Here is a 22,747-nt window from a genome sequence, read left to right on the forward strand (position 1 = left end):
GAGCAGAAATGGTCGAAATCCGTAAATGCCTAGTTGCGAGAGACTAGTGTGGCAAGCCTAGAAGAATTCGCCCCACTTCCAGACGAACATATATTTAGCATTGCTGCACGTTATCAACGACGCACTGGTTGCATTGGTGCTCGTCACACATCCGACAAGCTCTTCGGCAATCTAGATGATCATCGAAAAGAGAAGAGTCATATCTGGGATAATTTCTTCTCATGCCTAGGCGTTCACTCGCTAACAGAAAAACTCGATTACATGTATAAGACAACTCTTCTTCCATTGGACTGTCTGTGGCGACATAAAGAATCCGTAGTCAGAGTTAACAAGGATTCGTTGTATCGGAATGATAATCCTTTAGGTAAATTCGGGTATCGATTCTGCACTGATTGTGTATCGTCTGACATCGAGACATATGGTGTTGCATATTGGCATCGTACACACCAAGCCGAAGGAGTTGTCGCCTGTCCAATTCATCGAACGACTCTTAGAGCAAAGTCATGTTGTGCTAACAACAAGCTCGGGGGGGCTACTAAATTCGAATTGCCAAGTGACATGGTTCACAATCCAGGTGATTCGGTTGCGGTTGTCAGTGATGAGACAAGGTCAGAGTTGTCATGGATTATCGAGCGCCACGCAGACTTTTCCTCAGTCCTGCTGAATATTGACAGGCGCCTTGTTGAGCAAGGGTGCTGGAAAGTGATCAAGGACGAGCTAGCTAACCGTCACTATAACTGTCTTGTAGCACTGGAACAAGGCGTATTCTACGAAGCCTGGCAGCCATATGTAGAAGGGCTGAAGCGATTAGGCTCAGGATGCACGCTTGATATCTGCTCTCAACAGCAGGCCCATGGCATATTGGTGGGGAGCCATTCATTCTCAAATGGCGCGACACTGCTAGCATTTCTCTTCGAGAAACCGGAGCGATTTTGTGATGCATTAAGTTCGATGGATCCCCAGTTAGGTCGCCTAAATGAAATAGACCGCTTTACCCTTCAAAAAATATCCTCTTGGATTGAGGCCGGTAAGTCAACGTATGAGATAGCACGCAGAATGTCGATTGAAGCAATTGATGCATGGGCAATCATTCGATTAAATCACTTAGTGCCCAATGAAGTAACACATTGGCTTACTGATTCTAGAGTCGATAATATCGAGGCGCTGATTCTGGACAATTATGAGCTTGAGACGGTGGCGTGCCAATTAAGTATAGGAGATAAAGATCTATCGAGATTGATAATAAAAACAGTTCGATTGCGTAAGGCATATCGTCGGGCAAAAAAGACCGGGTTAATGGCTAGGTATAAAATACGTATCTTGGATATTGCTATCTCAGAGGGGCCTTGTAAATATGAATATATTAGAACGCTAGAACCAGATCTTTGTGAATGGGTTGAGCATCGCGATAAATCTTGGGTTCAGAGTTTTAAATTAACACTCAAATACCTGTATAACATGAGGTATAAAGATTACTTTAAAGCCAAATTCATTGGTAGATGTAAAGCTCTCAGAGAACTCGAGGAGCAGCCAGAACAATTGTGTTAGCCAGGAAACCCAAATGTTCAAACTCACGCCAGTGAGACACCTTAGAAGTGCATTTGGTGTATGCAATAAGAAATAAATGCCATATAAATCATTAACATTTGCAGTGTTTAGGGATATGATCTTGGTAAACGAAAATAGAAAAAAGGAAGCACTCCTTGCCATCTATGGGGAATTTGGAACAAGAGGCCAACTTTCTCATTGACCAGCTGCTCTTGCGGGCGGGGTGATATGCTGACTCCCTTAATTGAACTGGCGTGCCATAAAGATTGCTTGCAGTATGACAAACACTGAAGCCCAAACCCGCAAAGAACTAATAGACAAGCAGCTTCAGTCGGCGGGCTGGGATGTCGGCGACCACACCCAAGTCGTTGCAGAGTTCGATATCAAAGTTGGCCTTCCCGAGGGCATACAAGAGCCGCGTACAAAATATGAAGGTCACCAGTTCAGCGATTATGTGTTGCTAGGAAAAGACGGTAAACCTCTGGCAGTGGTAGAAGCAAAAAAAACCAGCAAAGATGCAGCGCTGGGCCGAGAGCAGGCAAAACAATATTGCTACAACATTCAAAAAGGGCGGGATAGTGAACTCCCATTCTGCTTTTATACAAATGGTCTCGAAACCTATTTCTGGGATCTGGATAACTATCCACCGCGCAAAGTGGTCGGATTTCCAACCCGTGATGATCTCGAGCGCTTCCAATACATTCGCCGCAACCGCAAGCCGCTAACCCAAGAGCTCATCAACACGTCTATTGCAGGTCGTGATTACCAGATCCGCGCTATCCGCGCGGTACTGGAAGGCATTGAACAAAAGAAACGTGACTTCCTACTGGTGATGGCAACAGGCACCGGCAAGACCCGCACCTGCATAGCCATGGTTGATGCGCTGATGCGCGCCGGCCACGCCGAAAAAGTGCTCTTCCTGGTCGACCGCATAGCGCTCAGGGAACAAGCACTGGCAGCGTTCAAAGAGCATCTACCCAATGAGCCACGCTGGCCCAACGTCGGTGAAAAACTCATCGCCAAAGATCGTCGTATCTACGTGTCAACGTATCCCACGATGCTCAACATTATTCGCGATGAGTCACAGCACCTGTCACCGCATTATTTTGATTTCATTGTCATCGACGAGAGCCACCGCTCGATTTACAACACTTACGGCGAAGTCATCAGCTATTTCAAAACCACCACCTTGGGACTGACGGCGACGCCCACCGACATCATCGATCACAACACTTTTAAGCTCTTTCACTGCGAAGACGGCATCCCGACCTTTGCCTACACTTTTGGGGAAGCAGTCAACAATGTGCCGCCATACCTGAGCAGCTTTCAGGTAATGAAGATTCAAACCAAGTTCCAGATGGAAGGCATCAGCAAACGCACCATCTCGCTCGATGATCAGAAGAAGCTGCTGCTGGAAGGTAAGGAAATCGAAGAGATCAACTTCGAAGGTTCGCAGCTGGAAAAACAGGTTATCAACAAAGGGACCAACACCCTCATCGTTAAGGAATTCATGGAAGAGTCCATCAAGGACTCCAATGGCGTGCTGCCCGGCAAAACCATCTTCTTCTGTTCGACCAAGGCCCATGCCCGGCGTATGGAAGAGATTTTCGACGCACTCTATCCGCAATACAAAGGCGAGCTCGCCAAGGTATTGGTCTCGGATGATCCGCGTGTCTATGGCAAAGGTGGCTTGCTCGATCAGTTCACCAACAACGACATGCCCCGCGTCGCCATCAGTGTCGACATGCTTGATACAGGCATCGACGTGCGCGAGATCGTCAATCTCGTTTTTGCCAAACCGGTTTACTCCTACACCAAGTTCTGGCAGATGGTCGGGCGTGGCACTCGCTTACTGGAAACCAATAAACCCAAACCTTGGTGCACTGAAAAAGACGTGTTCCTGATTTTGGACTGCTGGGACAACTTCGAGTACTTTAAGCTCCAACCCAAGGGCAAGGAATTAAAACCACAGCTGCCTCTGCCGGTGCGATTGGTTGGCCTGCGCCTCGATAAAATAGAAAGAGCCATTGATAGCGGTCATCAAGACATTGCTGATCGTGAGATCACCAAACTCCGCAATCAGATTGCCGAACTGCCGCAAAACTCAGTCGTGATCAAAGAAGCTGCAACCGCACTCAATAAACTTAAAGAAGAAAACTTCTGGATTAGCCTTAACCACCAGAAGCTGGAATTCCTGCGCGCCGAGATCAAACCTCTGTTCCGCACCGTATCAGAGGCCGACTTCAAGGCCATGCGATTTGAGCGCGACCTGCTGGAGTATTCATTGGCCAAGCTCAGCGAAGAAAAGGAACGGGCAGACACCCTTAAAGAGGGCATTGTCGAGCAGATCAGCGAACTGCCGCTCAGTATCAATTTTGTTAAAGCCGAAGAACAGCTGATCCGCGCCGTCCAAAGCAACCACTACTGGGCCAACATCACAGAAGACGCCCTGGACGAGATGAATAACAAACTCGGCCCACTGATGAAGTTCCGCGAGCAAGATAGCGGCGGCACCGGCCCGGTTCACCTCGACCTGACCGACATCCTGCATCACAAGGATTGGGTGGAGTTCGGCCCCCAGCACGAAGCCGTCAGCATCAGCCGTTATCGCGAAATGGTTGAAGCCCTGATCGCCGAACTCACTGAGCGCAATCCGATACTGGCGAAAATCAAAAACGGCAAAGAGATTAACGCCGCTGAAGCTAATGAGCTGGCCGAACTGCTGCATGCCGAACACCCGCACATCACTGAAGACCTGTTGCGTCAGGTCTACAAAAACCGTAAGGCCCGCTTCATCCAGTTCATCCGCCACATCCTCGGCATCGAAATATTGAAAAGCTTCCCCGAAACCGTTAGTGAAGCCTTCGATCAGTTCATCCGGCAGCACACCAACCTCAGTAGCCGGCAACTGGCGTTTCTCAATCTATTGAAAAACTTTATTGTTGAACGTGAAAAAGTAGGAAAGAAAGACTTGATCAACGCGCCTTTTACGGTTATACACCCGCAAGGCATACGGGGCGTGTTTAGCCCGAGCGAGATAAACGAAATACTCCAGCTCACCGAAAGTTTGGCTGCGTAAAATGACCGAAAATCATCGCATCGAATACAAGCGCGAACTGACGGACGACCTGGAAAAACAAGTCGTCGCTTTTCTCAATGCACGTGACGGTGGCGTCATTTACCTTGGCATTGACGATGAAGGCAACGCGACGGGGGTAGACGAGTGCGATCAGCTCCAATTGGTAATCAAAGACCGGCTCAAAAACAACATCCAGCCCTCCATCATGGGGTTGTTTGAAATCATCCACGAACAAATGCAGGGTAAGGATGTCATTCGCCTCACCCTGGCAGGCGGATTGGAAAAGCCCTACTACCTGAAAAAATACGGCATGACCGAAAAAGGGTGCTATCTGCGCGTCGGCAGTGCCGCAGAACCCATGCCTCAGGCGATGATTGAAACACTTTTCAGCAAGCGGGTGCGTAACACCATTGGCCGCATGGAATCACCACGTCGCGATCTTAGCTTTGAACAGCTCAACATTTACTATCAGGCCCGCGGCCTCCACCTCAATGACGCATTCATGAAAAGCCTGGAGCTGCTCACGCCCGATGAAAAGCCCAACTATGCTGCCTATTTGCTGGCCGATGAAAACGGCGTCTCTTTACAGATAGCCAAATACGCAGGCACTGACCGGGTCGATCTGATCGAAAACCGCGACTATGGCCGCTGCTCACTGGTCAAGGCGCTCAAAGCGGTGCTGGAACGTATCGAAGTGGAGAACACTGTCTACACCAAAATCGGCTACCCCTTACGGCAGGAGCGGGCGATGATCGACGCCATCGCCATGCGCGAGGCCGTGATCAATGCCGTGGTCCACAACGATTACTCCTATGGCGCCAGCCCCAAAGTGGAGTTTTTCTCCGACCGGGTCGAGATCACCTCCATGGGCGGTCTGCCTTATGGTGTGACCGAAGAGGACTTTTTCAGCGGTTGCTCCATTCCCCGCAACAAAGAGATCATGCGCGTGTTTCGTGACCTGGAGATTGTCGAGCACCTCGGCTCCGGCATACCGCGCATTCTGGAAAAATACGCACGCAACGCCTTTGAGATCCGCAGCAGCTTTGTGCGGGTGATATTCCCCTACAACAAACCCTTTGAAGAAACCGCCCCCGGAACCGAGGCCCAGGCAGGGGTAGAGTCAGGGGTAGAGTCAGGGGTAGAGTCAGGGGTAGAGTCAGGGGTAGAGTCAGAAATGGCTTTGCAGATCATGACATTGCTTATGTCTGCCGCGCTATCCAAAACCGAAATAGCCAACGCCCTTGGTAAACAAAAACCAACCCGCTATCTCAATGATTTGATGAAAAAACTACTGGAAGCGGGCCAAGTGGCCTACACCCTGCCCGGCAAACCCAACAGCCGCCTGCAAAAATACCGGCTGACCGATGCAGGCCATGCCCTGCTGAAAACATTAAAAGACGAGAAATAACCATGCTGCAAAATAACCCCGAACTAAAAGCAAAAATCGACCAGCTCTGGAATAAATTCTGGAGCGGCGGTATCTCCAATCCACTCACCGCCATCGAGCAGATTACCTACCTATTGTTCATGAAGCGGCTCGATGAAATCGACCAAAAAAAACAGGCCGATGCCGAATGGACAGGTGAGTTATATCTTTCCAAATTCGAAGGAACCTGGATGCCGCCGCAATATCGCGGGCAAAAGGATGAGAAAAAATACGCCATTGAAAAATACAAACTTCGCTGGGGTGAATTCAAAAACTATCATGCCGAAGAGATGCTGGCTCATGTACAAACCAATGTCTTTCCTTTCCTGAAAGACCTTAACGGTGGCGAGTCAAAATTCACGCACCACATGAAAAATGCCGTCTTCATCATCCCCAAACCAGCGCTACTGGTAGAGGCAGTGAAGACCATCGACGAAATCTTCGGCATCATGGAGAAAGACTCCCAGGAAACCGGCTGCGCCTTTCAGGATATCCAGGGGGACGTCTATGAATTCCTGCTCTCTGAGATCGCCAGTGCCGGAAAAAATGGCCAATTCCGCACCCCGCGCCATATCATCAAGATGATGACTGAACTGGTGCAACCGCAACTGGGCCAGAACATCATCGACCCAGCCTGTGGTTCCGGCGGATTTTTATTGGGGGCCTATCAATACATCATCACCCAATTAGCCATTAACGCCGGAGCTACCATCAAAATAACGCCCGACGAAGATGGCTTTAGGCGTACCTCCATCGCCGCAGGGAACACTGAAAATGCCCAAAGCATCCTGCAACGCACACTGCATGGCTATGACATCGACAGTACCATGGTACGCCTTGGTCTCATGAACCTGATGATGCACGGCATCAACGATCCGCAGATCGACTACAAAGACACCCTCAGCAAGAGCTTTAACGCCGAAGGCGAATATAACATTGTCATGGCCAACCCGCCCTTCACCGGCAGCATCGACAAGGGCGATATCAACGAACACTTGCAACTGGCCACCACCAAAACCGAACTGCTGTTTGTCGAGAACATCTACCGCCTGCTGAAAAAAGGCGGCACCGGCTGTGTCATCGTGCTGCAAGGCGTGTTGTTCGGTTCCGGCAAGGCCTTCAAGGATCTACGCGAAACCCTGGTGACGCGCTGCGACCTCAAGGCCGTTATCACCATGCCCAGCGGCGTCTTCAAACCCTATGCCGGGGTCAGTACCGCGATTCTCCTCTTCACCAAGGTGTGGGGACCAAAAGAGAATGTCATCAAACCAGCCACCGAACACGTCTGGTTCTACGAAATGGCCGCCGATGGTTATTCGCTGGACGACAAACGCACGAAGCTCGAAGGCCATGGCGACTTGCAGGACATCATCGCCAAATATCACGCACGTAATGCAGAGACAGACACCGACCGTACCCAGAAATATTTCATGGTGCCGCGCACTGACATCGAGGCCGAAGGTTATGACCTGAGCTTAAGTCGTTACAAGGAAGATGTATTTGAAGAGGTGGAGTACGAAGCCCCGGCGGTAATACTGGATAAGTTGCTCAAGGCGGAAGTGGGTAATGCCAGTGACAAGGAGCTGACCAAGGTACAGAGTGGCATTGTGCGCGAGTTGTTGGAGTTACGGGAGATGATTGGATGAGAACCGTTGCTCTCGGTGAAATTTGCAAAATTGTATCGGGCTCAACCCCTAAAAGGAATAAACCAGAATATTGGGGAGGAGAAATCCCATGGGTTACGCCTAAAGAACTTAGCAAGATGGGATCTCCATATTTGGAAGATTCCATGGAAAAAATTACTGAACTTGGCTTCAAGTCATGTTCAACAACAATGTTGCCACCTAGGTCATTGCTGCTTAGCTCTAGAGCTCCTATTGGTTTACTGGCTATAAACAAAAAGAGTGTTTGCACGAATCAAGGTTTCAAAAGCTTGGTGCCATCAGAAGAGGCTCATGTTGAATATCTCTACTACTTCTTGAAAAACAATATTGGGGCATTACAAGCAAAGGGTAACGGCGCAACTTTTAAAGAATTATCAAGGTCTTCTGTAGAAGAGTTCAAAATCCGCCTCCCACCACTTGACGACCAAATCCGCATTGCCCATCTGCTCGGCAAAGTGGAAGGGCTGATCGCCCAGCGCAAACAACACCTGCAACAACTCGACGACCTGCTCAAAAGCGTCTTTCTGGAGATGTTTGGCGATCCGGTGCGGAATGAGAAGGGGTGGGACATTCAACCTTGCCAAAAAGCCGTATTGGATATTTCTTCAGGCACAAGTTACGGCGGTGAAGACAGGGCGTTTGTAGGTTCTGACGAAGTTGGAGTGCTGAAGATAAGTGCAGTAACAAAAGGCACATTTGATCCAGCAGAGTTTAAGGTTGTTAATCCAGCGCAGATAACGAAGACACTTCGCTTTGTTAAGCGTGGCGATTTTCTGTTTAGTCGTGCAAATACGGTCGAGCTTGTTGCTGCATGCTGCGTTGTTCCACAGGACTACGCACGGTTATTTCTGCCCGATAAGTTATGGGTTTTGACTCTCAATGCTGAGTTAGTAAATTCGCAATTCTTCAATCGCTTGCTGAAGAATGAACGCTTTCGAGATGTCGTAAGAAGCCTGGCGAGCGGCGGCCACGATTCGATGCTGAATATTTCGATGAAGAAATTTATGACTCTCGATATTCCATGCCCGCCGATCAATCTCCAAAATCAATTCGCCGCAATCGTTGAAAAGATCGAAGGTATCAAATCCCACTACCAACAAAGCCTCACAGAACTAGAAAACCTCTATGGTGCATTAAGCCAAAAGGCCTTCAAAGGGGAGCTAGATTTGTCGCGTGCCCCTCTGTTAGTGAAGCTGGATGTCGCCGACAACCTAACAATGCAACTGGAAGAGAAGGCGGGCCAGAGACATGTAACTACATCCATTGATGTGGTTGATGAGTACCCCATGTCAAACCCGGCTGCCCGCGAGAGGCTGCTTCGTAGGCTGTTTGATGAGTTTATACAAGACCTGAAAAAAGGTGCCGTCTTGTCGTTAGATTACTTCTGGCAATCAGTGCACTGGAAAGCCGTGGATTTTACGCACGAAGGGGAGCAGCCCTTTGGCTCGGCGGAGTATGAGCTGGTAAAACGCTGGTTGTTTGAATCTATTAAGTCGGGGCAGTTGGAACAGGCTTTTGATGAGGATAACAACAAAATTGCGCTGAAGTTGACAGGCTGATCCTGGTGAAACTGTTGCGGCTAAAGATCACCGATCCTGCTGGTTTCCGCAGCCTGCAGCCGGGTTTCGAGTATCTCTTCCGTACGCCCTGGGAAATCGAAAGCGAGTTGCAGGAGGGGCAGGGCTTTGCGCCTTTTGTTTGTGCTGGACCAAATGGCAGCGGTAAGTCCAATCTGCTCGAAGTTCTGGCGGCAATATTTTTTAGCATTGAAAGCCGTTATTTGGATTTTTTACCAGATCAATTTGCCGAAAACGGTGAGGAAGTCGATGTATTTACATCGACAAATACCAAGCCCGACAGCTTCGAGCTGGAATACTTGATACCTCATGAGACTAATACCAGTCCCGTCGAATTTAAGGACGCTCATGTTGTCATATCAAAAACAGCGGGAAATAGTCCAGAATTGAATTGTTTAAATAAAAGCGAGTTCGGCATTGATGAAAAGGACTCTATTTCTCGACAACAAGCCAAAAAACTATTACCGCAGTATGTTCTTGGTTGCTCTTCGGGGGAAAACGAGATATTGAGCCTGCCTTTTTTCAAGCTGCGTTTTGTCCAGTTCGATGAATATTGGAATGCGCTAAGCAACCAATTGCCTTATCCAGGTAGACCAGAAACTAGGCTTGCCTATCTCGATAGTTCCTTTAGTCAGGCGATTTTGCTCTGCAATCTGCTCTTTCAGGATGCAGAAACGCTAATGCCATTTCGCGAAGACGTTGGCGTGGAGGAACTGAGAGAGTTTCGTATTATTATCAAGCGCAGCATCGATGTTTCCGCTGAGATTGCTGCGAAATTTGAAAGAGGAGGTTTTGCTGAAGAGGGTTATGCGCAGGGTGGATATTATGCCAGTAATCCAGCGCTTACCTTGGACGGCGAGACCGGTCGTCACACCATTAATCTCATGCGCCTGCTTGAGGCCGGTAAAGATTCCGCAGAGAATTTTGATCCAATCGTTACACGTCTAAAACGATGTGCGACTTGCTCCTTCGTGGATGAAACAACCGATACGCTTTATCTCGATTATTACGTCAATGAAGCAACTAAAGAGGCGTTCAAAGAAAATTTCGATTATTCGCCAATAGCATTGTTTCAGGCGTTTCAGGTCTTGCTCTCACTTAATCTCTATTCCGTTAGCGATACATTGAAAAGTAACCTGTACAAATCCGATAGCCTTTATGTTGGGGAAACCGTGCCAATCTTAGCCTCTGATGAGCGCATTATGAGATTTAAGCATTTTCTGTTAAAGAAAAGGGGCGCTGAAGAATCTGTGCTTCTTAAAAGCCTATCTGATGGCGAGCATCAGCTTTTGCACATCCTTGGCCTATGTTTGTTGTTCAGAAATACCAACAGTCTATTTCTGCTCGATGAGCCGGAAACCCACTTCAACCCGGACTGGCGTTCGAACTTTATCACGCGCCTGCGCCAGTGTTTTCGCGAGTCCACAGATACCCATGAAATGCTTGTTACGACCCATGCCCCCTTCTTAATCTCCGACAGTAAACCAGAAAAGGTACTGGTCTTTAAGAAAGACGAGGGGCTCGGAACGGTCAACATCAGCAAACCGGATTACAACACCCTGGGCGCATCGATTAACAAGATCACTATGAATACCTTCGGCAAACGGGAAACTATTGGCGGCTATGCACAGTCGATTCTTGAGGGTCTGCGTAACCGGTTTGAAGGTGGCGAGGACAAGGATCAGCTCATTAATGAGATTAATCAGCAACTGGGCGACTCGGTTGAAAAGGTACTGCTGATCAAGACTATCCTTGATGGCATGGAGGGTGAGGGTAATGCTGTTCCCGTATAAATACGTTCCGCACCAGATGGAGAAGATGCAAGAGTTTATCGACTTTATCTTTTTTGAGGTGTGGTGCAAGGCTCTTTGGGAAGAGTACGATATTTCCCTCTTCAACAGTTGCCCAGAGCTGAAAACCATGATCGAAGGTCTGTACCACACGGAGCCCAAGGGGGCAGATTTTTTCATAAAAGGCATTCAACAGATTTTCGATCAATTCAAAGTTCTGAATTATTTTGACTTGATGCGAATGCAAAGGTGGTACGAGGCAAATAACAATATAGAAGCAGCTTGTAGTCGAAAAGGAAAGGTTAATCCTGTTAGGTATGGCTCTTTAGGAAAAAGCTTCAATGAGCGGTACCAAGGGCTGAGTAAATCGCTTCACGCGTTCTTCAAGGACCTCTATTCACCAAACTTCTTAACGCTGAAAATTATTGAAAATGCGATTGGTAATATCGACGACCATTATCAGCACTTCGTGCAGGTAAACACTGCGGGAAAATGCCCGTTTTGCGGAATCGGTGACGTGAAGGGCGTGCATCACACCAAGCGCGAAGCCTACGACCACTATCTCCCCAAGGCGCTCTACCCGTTTAGCTCAATCAATTTCCGCAACCTTGCTCCGGCCTGCCACGAGTGCAACAGCACCTATAAGCTCAGCAAGGACCCGGTGAATACTGCCGCAGGTCGTCGCAAGGCCTTTTACCCCTACGCTGATCCTGGTTCCAATATCGAAGTGACGATTGAACTCAGCAAGCCGGATGTTGATGATCTCACTCCTGCTGATATTCAGCTTGCCTTCGGTCCGTCGGAGTTAAATGAAGAAATTGAAACATGGAAAGATGTATACGGTATCGAGGAGCGGTATCGAGGAAAGTTGTTGGAAGGAGATGGAAAAGCGTGGCTCACAGAAATTTTGGACGAATGGAAATGGAAGGAAGTGAGCAATGGCAACGAAGGGCGCTCTCCCGCTGAATACCTTCGGGCCCTAAACCGTCACGTAACAAATTCACCATTTACAGGGGCTAATTTTCTCAAAAAGGCATTTCTTGAAGCATGTGAAAGACAAAAATTGTTTGGCTAAGAAATGATTAAATGAGCCGGGCTCGATTTGGTCATTTGCCCATTATGCAAAATCAAAGATCATTGGTGAAGAATGGCGCTCAGACAATCAATTTTTGAGGTGATCAATTAGCCTGCTTAAGAGGCGCGTTGTGGGTAAGCGCCGTTATGAATTAGACTAAGCAAAGATTCAGAGATTTTTCAGGGGTGGGATCAGGAAGACCCGTGCTACAAACCCTGACTCAGGTTTCGCGACCTATCGTCTCAAGGTCTATCCCATTAGGCTGGGGTCCACCCTTTTCAACTTTATAATTGTACAGCTGATGGGGGTGGGTCAGATGAGCAGAGAAAATAGAATCCGTTGCAACAACATTGACTACCGGAAAGGCTTTGTCGAAGTTGAGTCTGGTGTCCACGTGGGTTGCATAACCTTAGAAACATGGAATGTTAAAATGGACCTGGATATTTCGAATCTAGACCTTTCGGATGAAGCCATACCAGAAGATAGCGTTACAGGAAACACAGAAATAGAAATGAGTGTTACTGAAGCCGAACAGCTAATTCAATTACTACAAAACGCAATTGATCTGGTCAGAAAAGGAAACGTATAGCCACGTCCAGTGGATTGCTCTACGAAGTGGGTGCTTCAAATCCAGTGGTTCGGGCTTGATCTGATTGGCTCATATCATTTTATCGAATGGCCGGGTTCGGCCTAGAGCTGTAGTTCATAGTTTGTTAGCTGAACGTCTGCTTTAATGGTAAGTGCTTGTTATAGCATGCTTTGGATTTCCTTTGATTGAATGGAGGATTCGGTGCGCAAACTTCATGCCTTCACTACATAGTGCCTGGAATAAAGGAAGACTAGTTGGGCAAAAGCTACCGCTGATGCAGCTATCTGAGAATATCAGGGATCTAGCGCTCTTCAATCTAGCCATCGATAGCACAAGCTTAGAGGTTGTGACTTAGTGAGGCTAATAGTCAGTGACCTCACACATGGCTCATCAATACTTAAGTGCGCAATGATCATGCAACAGAAAACCAAGCAACCTGTTCAGTTCGAGATTACAGATCAAATCAGGAAGGCCGTATTAGGCTTGATAGCCCTTCAGTATCTGAAATACAATGACACTCTCTTCCAAAGTCGTTTTCATCAATCACCTCATATCTATACCCGACAATCCGCCAGGATGGTCGGGTAATGGGTAAATGATATCGGACTAGACCCTGCGGATTACGGCGCTCACTCTATAAGAAGAACCAAGGTCTCGTTGATCTATCGGCAAACCCACAACTTGAGAGCATCCAGCTACTCCTCGGTCACACCAGATTGGAAAGTACTGTTAGGTATCTTTAGATATCTTGGTATAGAGGTAGATGATACCCTGGAAATATCAGAACGGATGGAAATATAGCCATCCATCCCCCACACCTAGAAGCATTTTACACTTAAAAGTAAGGGAGCAGGACAGCCTGCTCCCTTTTATACTATTCGCCAGTGTAATTGGCAGCGATGTAGTTGCCATCCGGAGTATAGAATAGATATAAAGTTTGCTTGGAGGCGTCACTCACTTTCTCATTCTTGAATATCACCACCCATTCAGGGCCGTCTGCAAAGGTCTTTTGTTCTACCGAAGCGGGTTGAATTCCAGACCAGGACGCATCAATTTTTCCGGCCGTTGCCAGTTGTTCAACTTTTTGCATTGCCTTGCCAGAGGTCACATCCGCAGAAACGGGCCCATGAGAATGGCCGTGATCGTGCCCTGATCCTGCATATATTGGGTTTGCAAAAAACAAGAACAGTGAAACTAGTGTAGAAATTAGATAACGCATAAATCCTCCAGGTCTATTAATTGATGGTGTCATGTTGATTTGTTTGATCATGTGAGTGCCCATTACCATGGGCATGGCCGTCTTCTGATGAGCATGCAGAAAATAGCGTTAAACTTGAACAGGTGAATATTATCAAAACTAACTTGTGCATTATTTACCTCCTATCGTTAATCAATGCTTTCATGTCTTGCCTGGAGTTTTGGAGCTGGTTCGTTAATTACCTTATTTTTATCCACTAGCTGATATTCGCCATTTACTTTTAGCGAAATGGTGATAGGTGTGTGGGTGTTGTTTTTCCAATACCAACCATGTGTACCTGCAAATGTAGAGGTTAAAGAGCCGCTTGACTGGCTTTCCGTACTCTTGTGGAAGCTTTTGAAATAGCCGGTGGTATCGCCTGCGGGTTCACCATGAAAATCATAAAACAGTGGCTCGCCATCTGTTCGCCATGAATAGTTAAACGTCGCACCTTTGGCTAGAAAGAGTTTGTACTCCTTATCACCTCTGGCAGGTATCGTGACAGCGATGGAATCTTTCCACTCTGTAGACTCCATGCTTGCAAGGCCTCCTTGCACGGCAGTAGATTGCGCGGAGGCTTCTTTACTTGCGCCTAGCTCTTTATTGATGGTGTGCTCATAACCATGCATTTGCATGAAAAATAGGTAAATTCCCATGGCTATCAAGGCATAGTTTGCAATCAGGCTGAACGCTTTGAAACCATGGGTTTTACGCCATGCCGCAATCAGCAATAACATCAGGAACAGCGCGCTGATTTGTCCCAGTTCGATGCCTATGTTGAACGAAATAATATTCAGTAACAGTCCGTCTTCGCTTAGCGGCAGTTCCTGCAAACGCGTGGATAAGCCAAAACCATGGATCAGCCCAAGCCCAATGATCATCAGCATCATGTTAGGTGGGTTAATACCAAGATATTTACGAAAGCCGTCAATGTTAGCGAAAGCGATATAACACACACTGAGCGCAATCACTGCATCAATGAGGAAGTAGTTAAGCTGAATCGCGTTAAATGTGGCGAAAATCAGCGTGACACTGTGCCCCAGTGTAAACGCGGTCACGTATTTGGCAATATCCCGAAAGGTGGTTAGGAAGAAGATGATCCCGAAGACAAACGCAAGATGGTCGTAGCCGGAAAGCATGTGTGTAGCGCCTAGCCACAAATACTGCACGTTACCACCGTCGATGATTGCCTGTTTTTCCGCTCCAGACATACCATGAGCAAAGGCAAGATTGGAAAACAATGCAAACAGCACGAGCCCGGTGATTAGAATAAACAGATTTCGTTTGACTAACATGGCTTGATTATTCTGGGGTAATGAGATTGCTTTGCTGCTAATCACAGGCGACCTCCTTTTTCGGCAGCTGTTACCCAGTAAACGCCATGTCCCGTGAGATTGGCTTGCGCCTCACTAAGCTTTGCCAATACAGCATTTACATCAGTATCCTCAAGTAAAATATCTGTCCGTATACGTGGGGCATAGCCAACCACGTTATCGTGTGCAGTTATAAAAGGGTCGCTTTCCACTTCTACACCATGACCTTCGACGTGGCTAAAGGTAAAGCCTGAGACCTGATCAATAGTGCGTAATAAATCAGCCAGTTGTTGCTGAACGTTCGTATGAACAATAAGCGTTAATACTTTCATGCGTATTCCTCTGCAATGAATCGAATCTTTAGGGTTGCCAGTGCACCAGAAATCGGCTGCATTACTGGCTTAAATTTATGTCGCATGGATACGGTCGGCTCGAGTCTAAGTCGAGCGAGCATCAATACATTGATAGAGAAACGCTTAAAGTGGTGGTGCGCGAAGCGGTGGGATTAGATGAAATCGACGGGGAAGGCTAACGTTGCCACGATTTATAGGAAATTTATTTCGATATAGCCCAGGTACGGGCAGGAACAGCACGATGCCTATTAAGGCTGCCATCAGTAGATTGCTAGCTACCTGTTTTAAGCAGTCCGGGCATGCATCAATCACTGTTGTTGTTTCATCATGGTGATCCTGATGGGAGCTGTCTAAAGAAAGGTGAGCCCCACCAATGTGAGAGTGTCCATTGATATTGTCGATTGAGTGATGACCTTGATGCGAGTCATGATCAAAGCTGTGGACATGTAGAGTTACGCCTTGAGCTGACAGCATTAGCAATGAAAGCAATACTGTCCACGCAATCAATATTCTCTTATCTATTTTACGAAAAAAATCCATCGTGGCAGTCTAGCAACTTAAGTGTCCAAGTGTAAATCGGATATTATTTGATCCAATTCGACAATAAGGAAAAATTCTTTATTTTGACAAGCCTTATTCATGTGTACTTATTTGAGATAGGAGCGTAACACTGCCACAACCTGCTCCAGATCCTCATTGCGCTGCTGAGGCGTCACACCCTCAGCGCCTAGATGCTCCCTGAGATGCCCCTCCAGCACTTCAGTCATGAGGCCATTTACCGCACCACGAATCGCCGCAATCTGCTGAAGAATCGCCACACATTCTTTATCTTGTTCCAGGGCCTTTTCTAAGGCCTCTGTCTGCCCTTTGATGCGGCGTAATCGGGTCAGCAGTTGTTTCTTACCTTCAATCGTATGCGACATGGTTTCTCTTTCTAAGAGAGGTATACTGAGGTATAGTATATGCCAATATGAATCAAGTAGACAAATTTCGATGATCCCCCCCAAAACAGACAACGACTGGAATCACTCTCACGTATTTGATGAGGGCAATCCACTGGCGGAAAGAAATACCCGCTGGGCGGTGATTCTGACGGCAATCATGATGGTGGTCGAAATCGCTGGCGGCTGGGTATTTAACTCAATGGCATTATTGGCCGACGGTTGGCACATGAGTTCACACGCTCTGGCACTGGGTCTCTCTGTGGCAGCCTATGTCGCCGCCCGGCGCTTTGCCCATGATGGCCGATTTGCGTTTGGCACCTGGAAAATTGAGGTTCTGGGCAGCTATACCAGCGCAATCCTGCTCATTGGTGTTGCCGGACTGATGCTTTACCAGTCGGTAGAACGACTCATGGCGCCGTCCCCTATCCACTACGATCAAGCGATTTTCGTTGCCATCCTAGGCTTATTGGTCAATCTCGCCTGTGCTTGGCTACTCAATGACGGACATGCGCATCATGATCATGACCTTGATCACGGACACCATCATGACCTGAACCTGCGCGCTGCCTATCTCCACGTACTTGCCGATGCAGCAACCTCCGTCCTGGCTATTTTGGCGTTGATCGGTGGTAAATTATGGGGAGCTAGCTGGCTTGATCCCGCAATGGGCATCGTTGGTGCGGTGTTGGTTACGGTATGGGCTTATGGGCTGTTACACGACGCAGGGCGAGTGCTGCTCGATGCAGAAATGAATGCCCCCGTGGTCAATGAAATTCGTGACGTGATCGACGCCTGCCCCTCCGATGCACATATCTGCGACCTTCATGTGTGGCGTGTCGGCAAGGGTAAATACGCCTGCATCCTATCGCTTATCGTTAATGCCGATTCTAACGATGATGCGGAATATTACCAAAAGCAGTTGGGCATTCACGAGGAGCTTGTTCATATCACTGTGGAAATAAAGAACCAACAAAAACCTGTTGATCTTGAAGCTGAAATTGCACCAGCTTAAACACATAAGTGGCGCAATATAGCTTGGACAAGAGCCCGAAGAGGAATAAGGGAATGTCTGCTATCGCGATTCCTGCCGTTCGCTCCATAGTAGACATTCGCTAACTCCACTTTCAAAGGCAGCAAAGGGTCGTTCTGAGTCATTAAAAATTCAAGCGAATCCGACGTTCTCTGTTATATCAAGCACCATATCTTCCTGTCACCAAATGCGGATACCTGGGGAAGGGTGAATTACGCAAAATTACCTGTGTCATGCGTAATTATGCAAATCGCGCGTAATTATGCGTAATCTGGCGGGGCAACTTATTGGCGTAGGGACTATTTAGGGGCGTGATCTCCACGGTCAACGAAGAGACAATGTATCCTGAGATCGCTTTTATCAAGCCACAAACCGCACCTTATGCCTCGCCAACGCAATCGTTACCGTCGCCCCGACATTAAATTCCAGATAATCGCCTTCAATCCCGTCGCTGAAAATCACACCATTGCCCGTCATCTGTGAGTGAATAATGAGTGGCAGTTCGTTGGTGACCACGCCGAAGATGTGTGAGGTCTGCGTGGGCTTGCTCGGAAACGGTTCCCGTACCGCAAACATGTACCCTTATGGAAGAGGGGTTAGCGGTGACGCCCCCTCGCCCATAAGCCGACGAGGGGTAATGTCAGCGATTTTAGTGTTTCCGATCCATTGGAGGACTTGGATCTTTACCGTAGCTGTCGCTGTCGCGTATCTGGCCATTTTGGCGATGAATGACAACTTCTGCGTGCTCCCGTTTAGCCTGATCACGGGCGCGATCAATAGCTTCGCGCTGCGTATCGTGCTTTGACCCAGCCCGGTCGGCCCCTTCTTTTTTGGTCGCCCATCCGCCGTCTTTATGCGGTACAACATGTATGTCACGTTTCTTGCTCATATCAGACCTCTTTTCATTTAGCAGTTAGCCAAGTCATCCAGATTGTTGCGGGACGTGTTGTCCTTGTCCGTGCGCAGATATTTCCCCCTTGGTCCGTTAACCACGCGGATCGGAGTCTTTGTGCCATCGCTCCATGGGACATGGTACTGATGTGCCCTGGTTTCAATATCCCGGATCGCATCCGCCTTGTCACGGGGAGACCAAAATTCGCCGTGATTACACAGACCGGTAATGTCGCCATCGCGATCCTTCCTGCTTCGGGTTACAGCTCTTATTGCCATGTGAGCACCTCATTTCAGTTGATTAAAAATAAATGTAATGTAAAATACTACGATTCCGTATAGACCATGGGTCTAAAAAACGCCTAGCGCGTATATACGAAGGCGTATTTTATTAATATACTCTAACGTATAGAGGTTGTGCAATGGTAAATGATGATGTTTTTCCGCAAAGACTCGTGGCTGCCCGCAAGAAGCGGGAACTCAGCCAGGATGATCTGGCCCAGAGGTCAGGGCTACAACCCGCTGCGGTATCTCACTTTGAAACGGGAGCACGCAAGCCCTCTTTTGATAATCTGCGTCGGTTGGCAGATGCACTCAACGTAACCGCCGATTACTTACTCGGCCGTACAGACGATCCCGAAGGGTTTGCCGAAGCGGACGTGGCTTTTCGGCACGGCTTTGAAAAGCTATCTTCAGACCAGAGGGAGATAGCTCTGGACTTTATTCAGGTGTTGGCCAAGAGAAACAAGAAAGAATAGGAGCCACCTGAGATGGATCCCTTTGCCACGAGAGAAGCTGAGCGGCTCCTGAAGGAGTGGGGAGTTACATCTCTTCCGGTCAATCCGGTTGCCATTGCTGTGCAGCATGACATTGTTTGTCAGGCCATGCCATCGCAGAATGGCGGGGTGTCGGGAATGTTGATAAAAAACAAGCGGGCGTTTGGTATTCTTTACGCCACCCATATAGAAAACGAGGGCTTCCAGCGTTTCAGTGTCGCGCACGAGCTGGGGCATTATTTTTTACCCGGCCATCCCGAAGCGGTGTTCGCAGGCGGCGTTATCCACGAATCACGGGCTGGATTTGTCTCTGACGATACATATGAAAGTGAGGCTGATCATTTTGCCAGCGGCTTGCTTATGCCGAATTTTTTGTTCGATCCCGTATTAGATCGTGCCGGGGAAGGGATGGAAGTGGTTAAAACGCTGAAGCAGCTCTGTGGTACGTCTCTGGTGGCCACGGCTATCCGTTATGCTCAGAGAACGCCGGCGCCCGCCGCGATTGTAGTGAGCATAGGTGATAAGGTGGATTACTGCTTCATGTCGGATGATCTGAAGGAATATCCGGGACTGGCCTGGCTCAAAAAAGGGATGGGCGTTCCGCGCGGCACAAAAACGCACACTTTCAACAGAGATGTGGATAATGTGCGTCTTGCCAGAGAAGATGCAGATTCCATCAGCTTGGCGACATGGTTTGGTAGTAGAATAAAAGGTGAGCTGTATGAAGAAGTCATCGGTCTTGGCAGATATGGCAAGACATTGACTGTACTTTCCGCATCCGATCTGCCTGATCTTGAGGAGATCGAAGAGGATGAAGAACTTGAGGATTCATGGGCGATTCGCTTCAGATAATGCCGATTTTTTGAATGTGGTAAATAAGTTAATTCCATTGATGCTGGTAATGCGGACAAGCTATTGTTTAATGCGTATGGAGACGTGGAAGCCGCACAAAATAACTTCATTCATATGATAAGGATCTCTAATTACAAACTTTATATCTTAATTACAAACTTTTTTATCAATGTACAAATGAAATATCGCTATTCTCTCTGATACAAGCGGCGACTAATTTCCTGAGCTGTATTATGCCTGTAAGCGCGCCACCAGTTGACGCAACTCCTTTGCCTGCTGGTTGAGATGGCCGCTTATTTCGGCGGTGGACTGAGCATTATCCCTGCTGTTGCTGGCACCTGAGCTGATGGCAGTGATACTTCGATTGATTTCTTCGGCTACCGCGGTTTGCTCCTCGGTGGCTGTGGCAATCTGGGTGTTTATATCGGTGATGGAAGCGATGGCATTGTCGATGGCATCCAGCGCTTCGTTGGACTTATGTGACTGATTGATTGTGCTGTCACTCTCGTTCTTTGCACGTTCCATTTCCTTGGCGGCTGCATTGGTGCCGGATTGCAGGCGTTCGATCAGGCCGCGTATTTCCTGGGTTGCTTTTTGTGTGCGCATGGCCAGAGTTCTGACTTCATCGGCGACGACGGCAAAACCCCTGCCCTGTTCGCCGGCGCGTGCAGCCTCAATGGCGGCATTTAGGGCAAGCAGGTTGGTCTGTTCGGCGATTTCCTGAATCAACTGTACGACGGCATTGATATTGCGACTTTCATTTTCCAGAGCTTTGATAGTTTCTGCGACGCGCCCAACTTCAGCAACAAAGCGCACCATGGATTCCATGTTGTTCTGGATCAGTCGTTTACTCGTCCCTACTTCCTGGCGGGTTTCGCTGGCTGAGCGCGCGCCGTGATTGGCATTCCGAGCGACCTCTTGAAAGCTGGCTACCATTTCATTCATGGCGGTGGCGAGTTGCTCAAGCTCGGCCTGTAGAGTTTGTGCGCCTTGATTTGCATTTTCTGAATTGGCGGCAACGTTCTGAGCGGAAGATACAATTGTATTTGATACATCGGCGACACGCCCCATCGAAGATCTGATTTGTGCCCTGAGTATCTGCAAGGCAACCCGAAGTTGACCGATCTCATCATTCCTGCCGGTATACATGAACTGGGTAAGCGGATTGTCGATAATAGATTTGGTTTCGGCAACGAAGGTGCTTAACGGACTGAGACACCACTTCACCATCCCATAAGCAAGTGCCGAGACGATGGCTGCGGTAATGAATGTCGATGTCCAGCTAATGACATCAAAAAATTTTGCTGACCACAGCATGGCGACAAACAAAAACATAAAACCAGTATAAACACGGCTCACTAGGCCGAAACTAGAACTCCACGAGGTAAACGCTTTGCCAGAATTGATCGCTTTATACATAGTATCGGCACGTTCAACCAAGTCACGGTTTGGTTTGACGCGTACCGACTCATAACCGATGACATCTTTGCCCTCGATGATGGGGCTGACGTAGGCATCGACCCAATAGAAATCGCCATTTTTACAGCGATTTTTGACAATCCCCATCCATGCTTTGCCGGACTTAAGTGAGTTCCATAAATCGGCAAAAGCAGCGGGGGGTACGTCAGGATGCCGCACCATGTTGTGATTTTTGCCGATGATTTCATCAAGGCTAAAGCCGGCCACATCACAAAAATCTTTGTTTGCGCTGGTGAGGGCGCCCTTCTTGTCGGTAGTGGAAACGATCTGGATGCTGGCATCGTAACTGCGTTCATTATTGGTAACAGGTAGATTAGACTTCACAAATACCTCGTATCGCTGAATGTAATAGTTATAATTAAATGCTAAAGCGCAATCATGTATCGGTAATGGTGCATATAACTTTACCCTGATAAGTCTATTTAAAAGGGAGGCTTTCTATATGATTTCTAAAATAATTTTGAGCGCACTTATGACTACGCTTGGTTTTAAGTGTAAATTCATATTAGAATTTATAACGTTAATTTCGCCGGTGTTTCATGCGCATAATTCACGGAACTGAAATAAAGAACCATATCGAAACACTCGGCAGATTCCGCATCGAAATTTTCAGGGAGTACCCATATCTCTATGAAGGAAGTCTGGAATATGAACGAAAGTATTTGAGCCGTTATTCCAGAAATCCAAACAGTATTCTGGTTATGATTCCTGATGAGAAAGGGTTGGTCGGTGCTTGCACTGGCGTGCCCTTGCTGGAGGAGAGCCAGGAATTCAAGGCGCTATTTGCCGGGGAATCGCTTCACGAAATCTACTACATCGGTGAAGTGATGGTGCGGGCAAATGCTCGTGGCAAGGGCATCGGCACAAAACTGCTGGCAACGGCTTTGTCGGCGATTGATCCTGAAAAGTATAAAACGATATGCCTCGCCGCAGTGGATCGCGGCAACAATCATCCTTCGTGCCCTAAGCAATATGCCGCGCCCGATTCATTGTGGCGTAAATTCGGCTTTGAGAAACATGAACATCTTGTGGTGACGTTTACGTGGAAGGATGTCGGCGACGTGGTGGAAACCGAGAAGCCGATGCAGGTATGGGTTAAAAAATTTTGAAATGGGAATACTTTT

At 47.9% G+C, this 22,747-nt stretch carries 20 protein-coding genes; 12 read left to right on the forward strand and 8 right to left on the reverse strand.

Translation table 11 applies throughout. From position 1 onward, the window contains the following. Positions 1 to 48 precede the first annotated feature (48 nt). The 8 genes from HY272_03685 to HY272_03720 all read left to right on the forward strand — a co-directional run bounded on the left by HY272_03685 (position 49) and on the right by HY272_03720 (position 12,748). Positions 49 to 1,548, forward strand: a complete 1,500-nt coding sequence (locus HY272_03685) for a TniQ family protein (protein MBI3771784.1) — start codon at positions 49 to 51, stop codon at positions 1,546 to 1,548. A 277-nt stretch (positions 1,549 to 1,825) separates the two neighbouring features. Beyond that, positions 1,826 to 4,627, forward strand: a complete 2,802-nt coding sequence (locus HY272_03690; GenBank protein MBI3771785.1) for a DEAD/DEAH box helicase family protein — start codon at positions 1,826 to 1,828, stop codon at positions 4,625 to 4,627. 1 nt (position 4,628) lies between these two features. Continuing rightward, complete coding sequence (locus tag HY272_03695) at positions 4,629 to 6,035, forward strand: putative DNA binding domain-containing protein (protein MBI3771786.1); 1,407 nt, start codon at positions 4,629 to 4,631, stop codon at positions 6,033 to 6,035. Between the two features lie 2 nt (positions 6,036 to 6,037). Continuing rightward, positions 6,038 to 7,699, forward strand: coding sequence for an N-6 DNA methylase (locus HY272_03700; protein MBI3771787.1), 1,662 nt, complete (start codon positions 6,038 to 6,040; stop codon positions 7,697 to 7,699). Beyond that, a complete protein-coding gene (locus HY272_03705) occupies positions 7,696 to 9,276 on the forward strand; it encodes a restriction endonuclease subunit S (protein MBI3771788.1) in 1,581 nt (526 codons plus the stop codon). The genes HY272_03700 and HY272_03705 overlap by 4 nt, the downstream gene beginning before the upstream one ends. Before the next feature lie 5 nt (positions 9,277 to 9,281). Continuing rightward, positions 9,282 to 11,087 carry a restriction system-associated AAA family ATPase gene (locus HY272_03710; GenBank protein ID MBI3771789.1) on the forward strand — a complete coding sequence of 602 codons (1,806 nt, stop codon included), beginning with the start codon at positions 9,282 to 9,284 and terminating at the stop codon, positions 11,085 to 11,087. Next, entirely contained in the window at positions 11,071 to 12,159 is a 1,089-nt protein-coding gene (locus HY272_03715; protein ID MBI3771790.1) for a hypothetical protein, read from the forward strand. The genes HY272_03710 and HY272_03715 overlap by 17 nt, the downstream gene beginning before the upstream one ends. A 316-nt stretch (positions 12,160 to 12,475) precedes the next feature. Next, positions 12,476 to 12,748, forward strand: a complete 273-nt coding sequence (locus HY272_03720) for a hypothetical protein (protein ID MBI3771791.1) — start codon at positions 12,476 to 12,478, stop codon at positions 12,746 to 12,748. Positions 12,749 to 13,622: 874 nt separating this feature from the next. Here HY272_03720 and HY272_03725 read toward each other — a convergent pair. The 4 genes from HY272_03725 to HY272_03740 form a co-directional block, all read right to left on the reverse strand. Continuing rightward, positions 13,623 to 13,967, reverse strand: a complete 345-nt coding sequence (locus tag HY272_03725) for a hypothetical protein (protein ID MBI3771792.1) — start codon at positions 13,965 to 13,967, stop codon at positions 13,623 to 13,625. 167 nt (positions 13,968 to 14,134) lie between these two features. Next, the gene (locus HY272_03730) at positions 14,135 to 15,280 is read right to left on the reverse strand and encodes a HupE/UreJ family protein (GenBank protein MBI3771793.1); all 1,146 of its coding nucleotides are present in this window, start codon (positions 15,278 to 15,280) and stop codon (positions 14,135 to 14,137) included. Between the two features lie 41 nt (positions 15,281 to 15,321). Beyond that, a complete protein-coding gene (locus tag HY272_03735) occupies positions 15,322 to 15,630 on the reverse strand; it encodes a DUF3240 family protein (GenBank protein ID MBI3771794.1) in 309 nt (102 codons plus the stop codon). A 668-nt stretch (positions 15,631 to 16,298) separates the two neighbouring features. After that, positions 16,299 to 16,574, reverse strand: coding sequence for a metal/formaldehyde-sensitive transcriptional repressor (locus HY272_03740; GenBank protein ID MBI3771795.1), 276 nt, complete (start codon positions 16,572 to 16,574; stop codon positions 16,299 to 16,301). A gap of 70 nt (positions 16,575 to 16,644) precedes the next feature. Between HY272_03740 and dmeF the strand changes: the two genes are divergently transcribed. After that, a complete protein-coding gene (dmeF, locus tag HY272_03745; GenBank protein MBI3771796.1) occupies positions 16,645 to 17,607 on the forward strand; it encodes a CDF family Co(II)/Ni(II) efflux transporter DmeF in 963 nt (320 codons plus the stop codon). A 378-nt stretch (positions 17,608 to 17,985) separates the two neighbouring features. Here dmeF and HY272_03750 read toward each other — a convergent pair whose 3' ends face one another. The 3 genes from HY272_03750 to HY272_03760 form a co-directional block, all read right to left on the reverse strand. Continuing rightward, the gene (locus HY272_03750; protein ID MBI3771797.1) at positions 17,986 to 18,201 is read right to left on the reverse strand and encodes a hypothetical protein; all 216 of its coding nucleotides are present in this window, start codon (positions 18,199 to 18,201) and stop codon (positions 17,986 to 17,988) included. A gap of 73 nt (positions 18,202 to 18,274) precedes the next feature. Further along, positions 18,275 to 18,514: a DUF2188 domain-containing protein gene (locus HY272_03755; GenBank protein MBI3771798.1), complete on the reverse strand. Its 240-nt coding sequence runs from the start codon at positions 18,512 to 18,514 to the stop codon at positions 18,275 to 18,277. Between the two features lie 17 nt (positions 18,515 to 18,531). Beyond that, positions 18,532 to 18,795, reverse strand: coding sequence for a DUF3892 domain-containing protein (locus HY272_03760; protein MBI3771799.1), 264 nt, complete (start codon positions 18,793 to 18,795; stop codon positions 18,532 to 18,534). A gap of 143 nt (positions 18,796 to 18,938) precedes the next feature. Here HY272_03760 and HY272_03765 point away from each other — a divergent pair, with 143 nt between their 5' ends. Next, positions 18,939 to 19,274 carry a helix-turn-helix transcriptional regulator gene (locus HY272_03765; GenBank protein MBI3771800.1) on the forward strand — a complete coding sequence of 112 codons (336 nt, stop codon included), beginning with the start codon at positions 18,939 to 18,941 and terminating at the stop codon, positions 19,272 to 19,274. Positions 19,275 to 19,286: 12 nt separating this feature from the next. Next, a complete protein-coding gene (locus tag HY272_03770) occupies positions 19,287 to 20,144 on the forward strand; it encodes an ImmA/IrrE family metallo-endopeptidase (protein ID MBI3771801.1) in 858 nt (285 codons plus the stop codon). Between the two features lie 231 nt (positions 20,145 to 20,375). On the opposite strand, the gene HY272_03775 is transcribed toward HY272_03770, so the two are convergent. Continuing rightward, positions 20,376 to 21,947, reverse strand: coding sequence for a methyl-accepting chemotaxis protein (locus HY272_03775; protein MBI3771802.1), 1,572 nt, complete (start codon positions 21,945 to 21,947; stop codon positions 20,376 to 20,378). A gap of 215 nt (positions 21,948 to 22,162) precedes the next feature. On the opposite strand from HY272_03775, the gene HY272_03780 reads away from it, so the two are divergent. Next, positions 22,163 to 22,732 (forward strand): GNAT family N-acetyltransferase, encoded by a 570-nt coding sequence (locus HY272_03780; protein ID MBI3771803.1) that lies wholly within the window; start codon positions 22,163 to 22,165, stop codon positions 22,730 to 22,732. Positions 22,733 to 22,747: the final 15 nt, after the last annotated feature.

The organism is Gammaproteobacteria bacterium (assembly GCA_016200485.1).
Taxonomy (GTDB): domain Bacteria; phylum Pseudomonadota; class Gammaproteobacteria; order Tenderiales; family Tenderiaceae; genus JACQEP01.

Bases quoted from the DNA above. Each gene is read 5' to 3' on its own strand.
- HY272_03690 (MBI3771785.1), top strand. From the start codon at position 1,826: ATGACAAACACTGAAGCCCAAACCCGCAAAGAACTAATAGACAAGCAG.
- HY272_03695 (MBI3771786.1), top strand. From the start codon at position 4,629: ATGACCGAAAATCATCGCATCGAATACAAGCGCGAACTGACGGACGAC.
- HY272_03700 (MBI3771787.1), top strand. From the start codon at position 6,038: ATGCTGCAAAATAACCCCGAACTAAAAGCAAAAATCGACCAGCTCTGG.
- HY272_03705 (MBI3771788.1), top strand. From the start codon at position 7,696: ATGAGAACCGTTGCTCTCGGTGAAATTTGCAAAATTGTATCGGGCTCA.
- HY272_03715 (MBI3771790.1), top strand. From the start codon at position 11,071: ATGCTGTTCCCGTATAAATACGTTCCGCACCAGATGGAGAAGATGCAA.
- HY272_03720 (MBI3771791.1), top strand. From the start codon at position 12,476: ATGAGCAGAGAAAATAGAATCCGTTGCAACAACATTGACTACCGGAAA.
- HY272_03725 (MBI3771792.1), bottom strand. From the start codon at position 13,967: ATGCGTTATCTAATTTCTACACTAGTTTCACTGTTCTTGTTTTTTGCA.
- HY272_03730 (MBI3771793.1), bottom strand. From the start codon at position 15,280: ATGTTAGTCAAACGAAATCTGTTTATTCTAATCACCGGGCTCGTGCTG.
- HY272_03735 (MBI3771794.1), bottom strand. From the start codon at position 15,630: ATGAAAGTATTAACGCTTATTGTTCATACGAACGTTCAGCAACAACTG.
- HY272_03740 (MBI3771795.1), bottom strand. From the start codon at position 16,574: ATGTCGCATACGATTGAAGGTAAGAAACAACTGCTGACCCGATTACGC.
- dmeF (MBI3771796.1), top strand. From the start codon at position 16,645: ATGATCCCCCCCAAAACAGACAACGACTGGAATCACTCTCACGTATTT.
- HY272_03750 (MBI3771797.1), bottom strand. From the start codon at position 18,201: ATGTTTGCGGTACGGGAACCGTTTCCGAGCAAGCCCACGCAGACCTCA.
- HY272_03755 (MBI3771798.1), bottom strand. From the start codon at position 18,514: ATGAGCAAGAAACGTGACATACATGTTGTACCGCATAAAGACGGCGGA.
- HY272_03760 (MBI3771799.1), bottom strand. From the start codon at position 18,795: ATGGCAATAAGAGCTGTAACCCGAAGCAGGAAGGATCGCGATGGCGAC.
- HY272_03765 (MBI3771800.1), top strand. From the start codon at position 18,939: ATGGTAAATGATGATGTTTTTCCGCAAAGACTCGTGGCTGCCCGCAAG.
- HY272_03770 (MBI3771801.1), top strand. From the start codon at position 19,287: ATGGATCCCTTTGCCACGAGAGAAGCTGAGCGGCTCCTGAAGGAGTGG.
- HY272_03780 (MBI3771803.1), top strand. From the start codon at position 22,163: ATGCGCATAATTCACGGAACTGAAATAAAGAACCATATCGAAACACTC.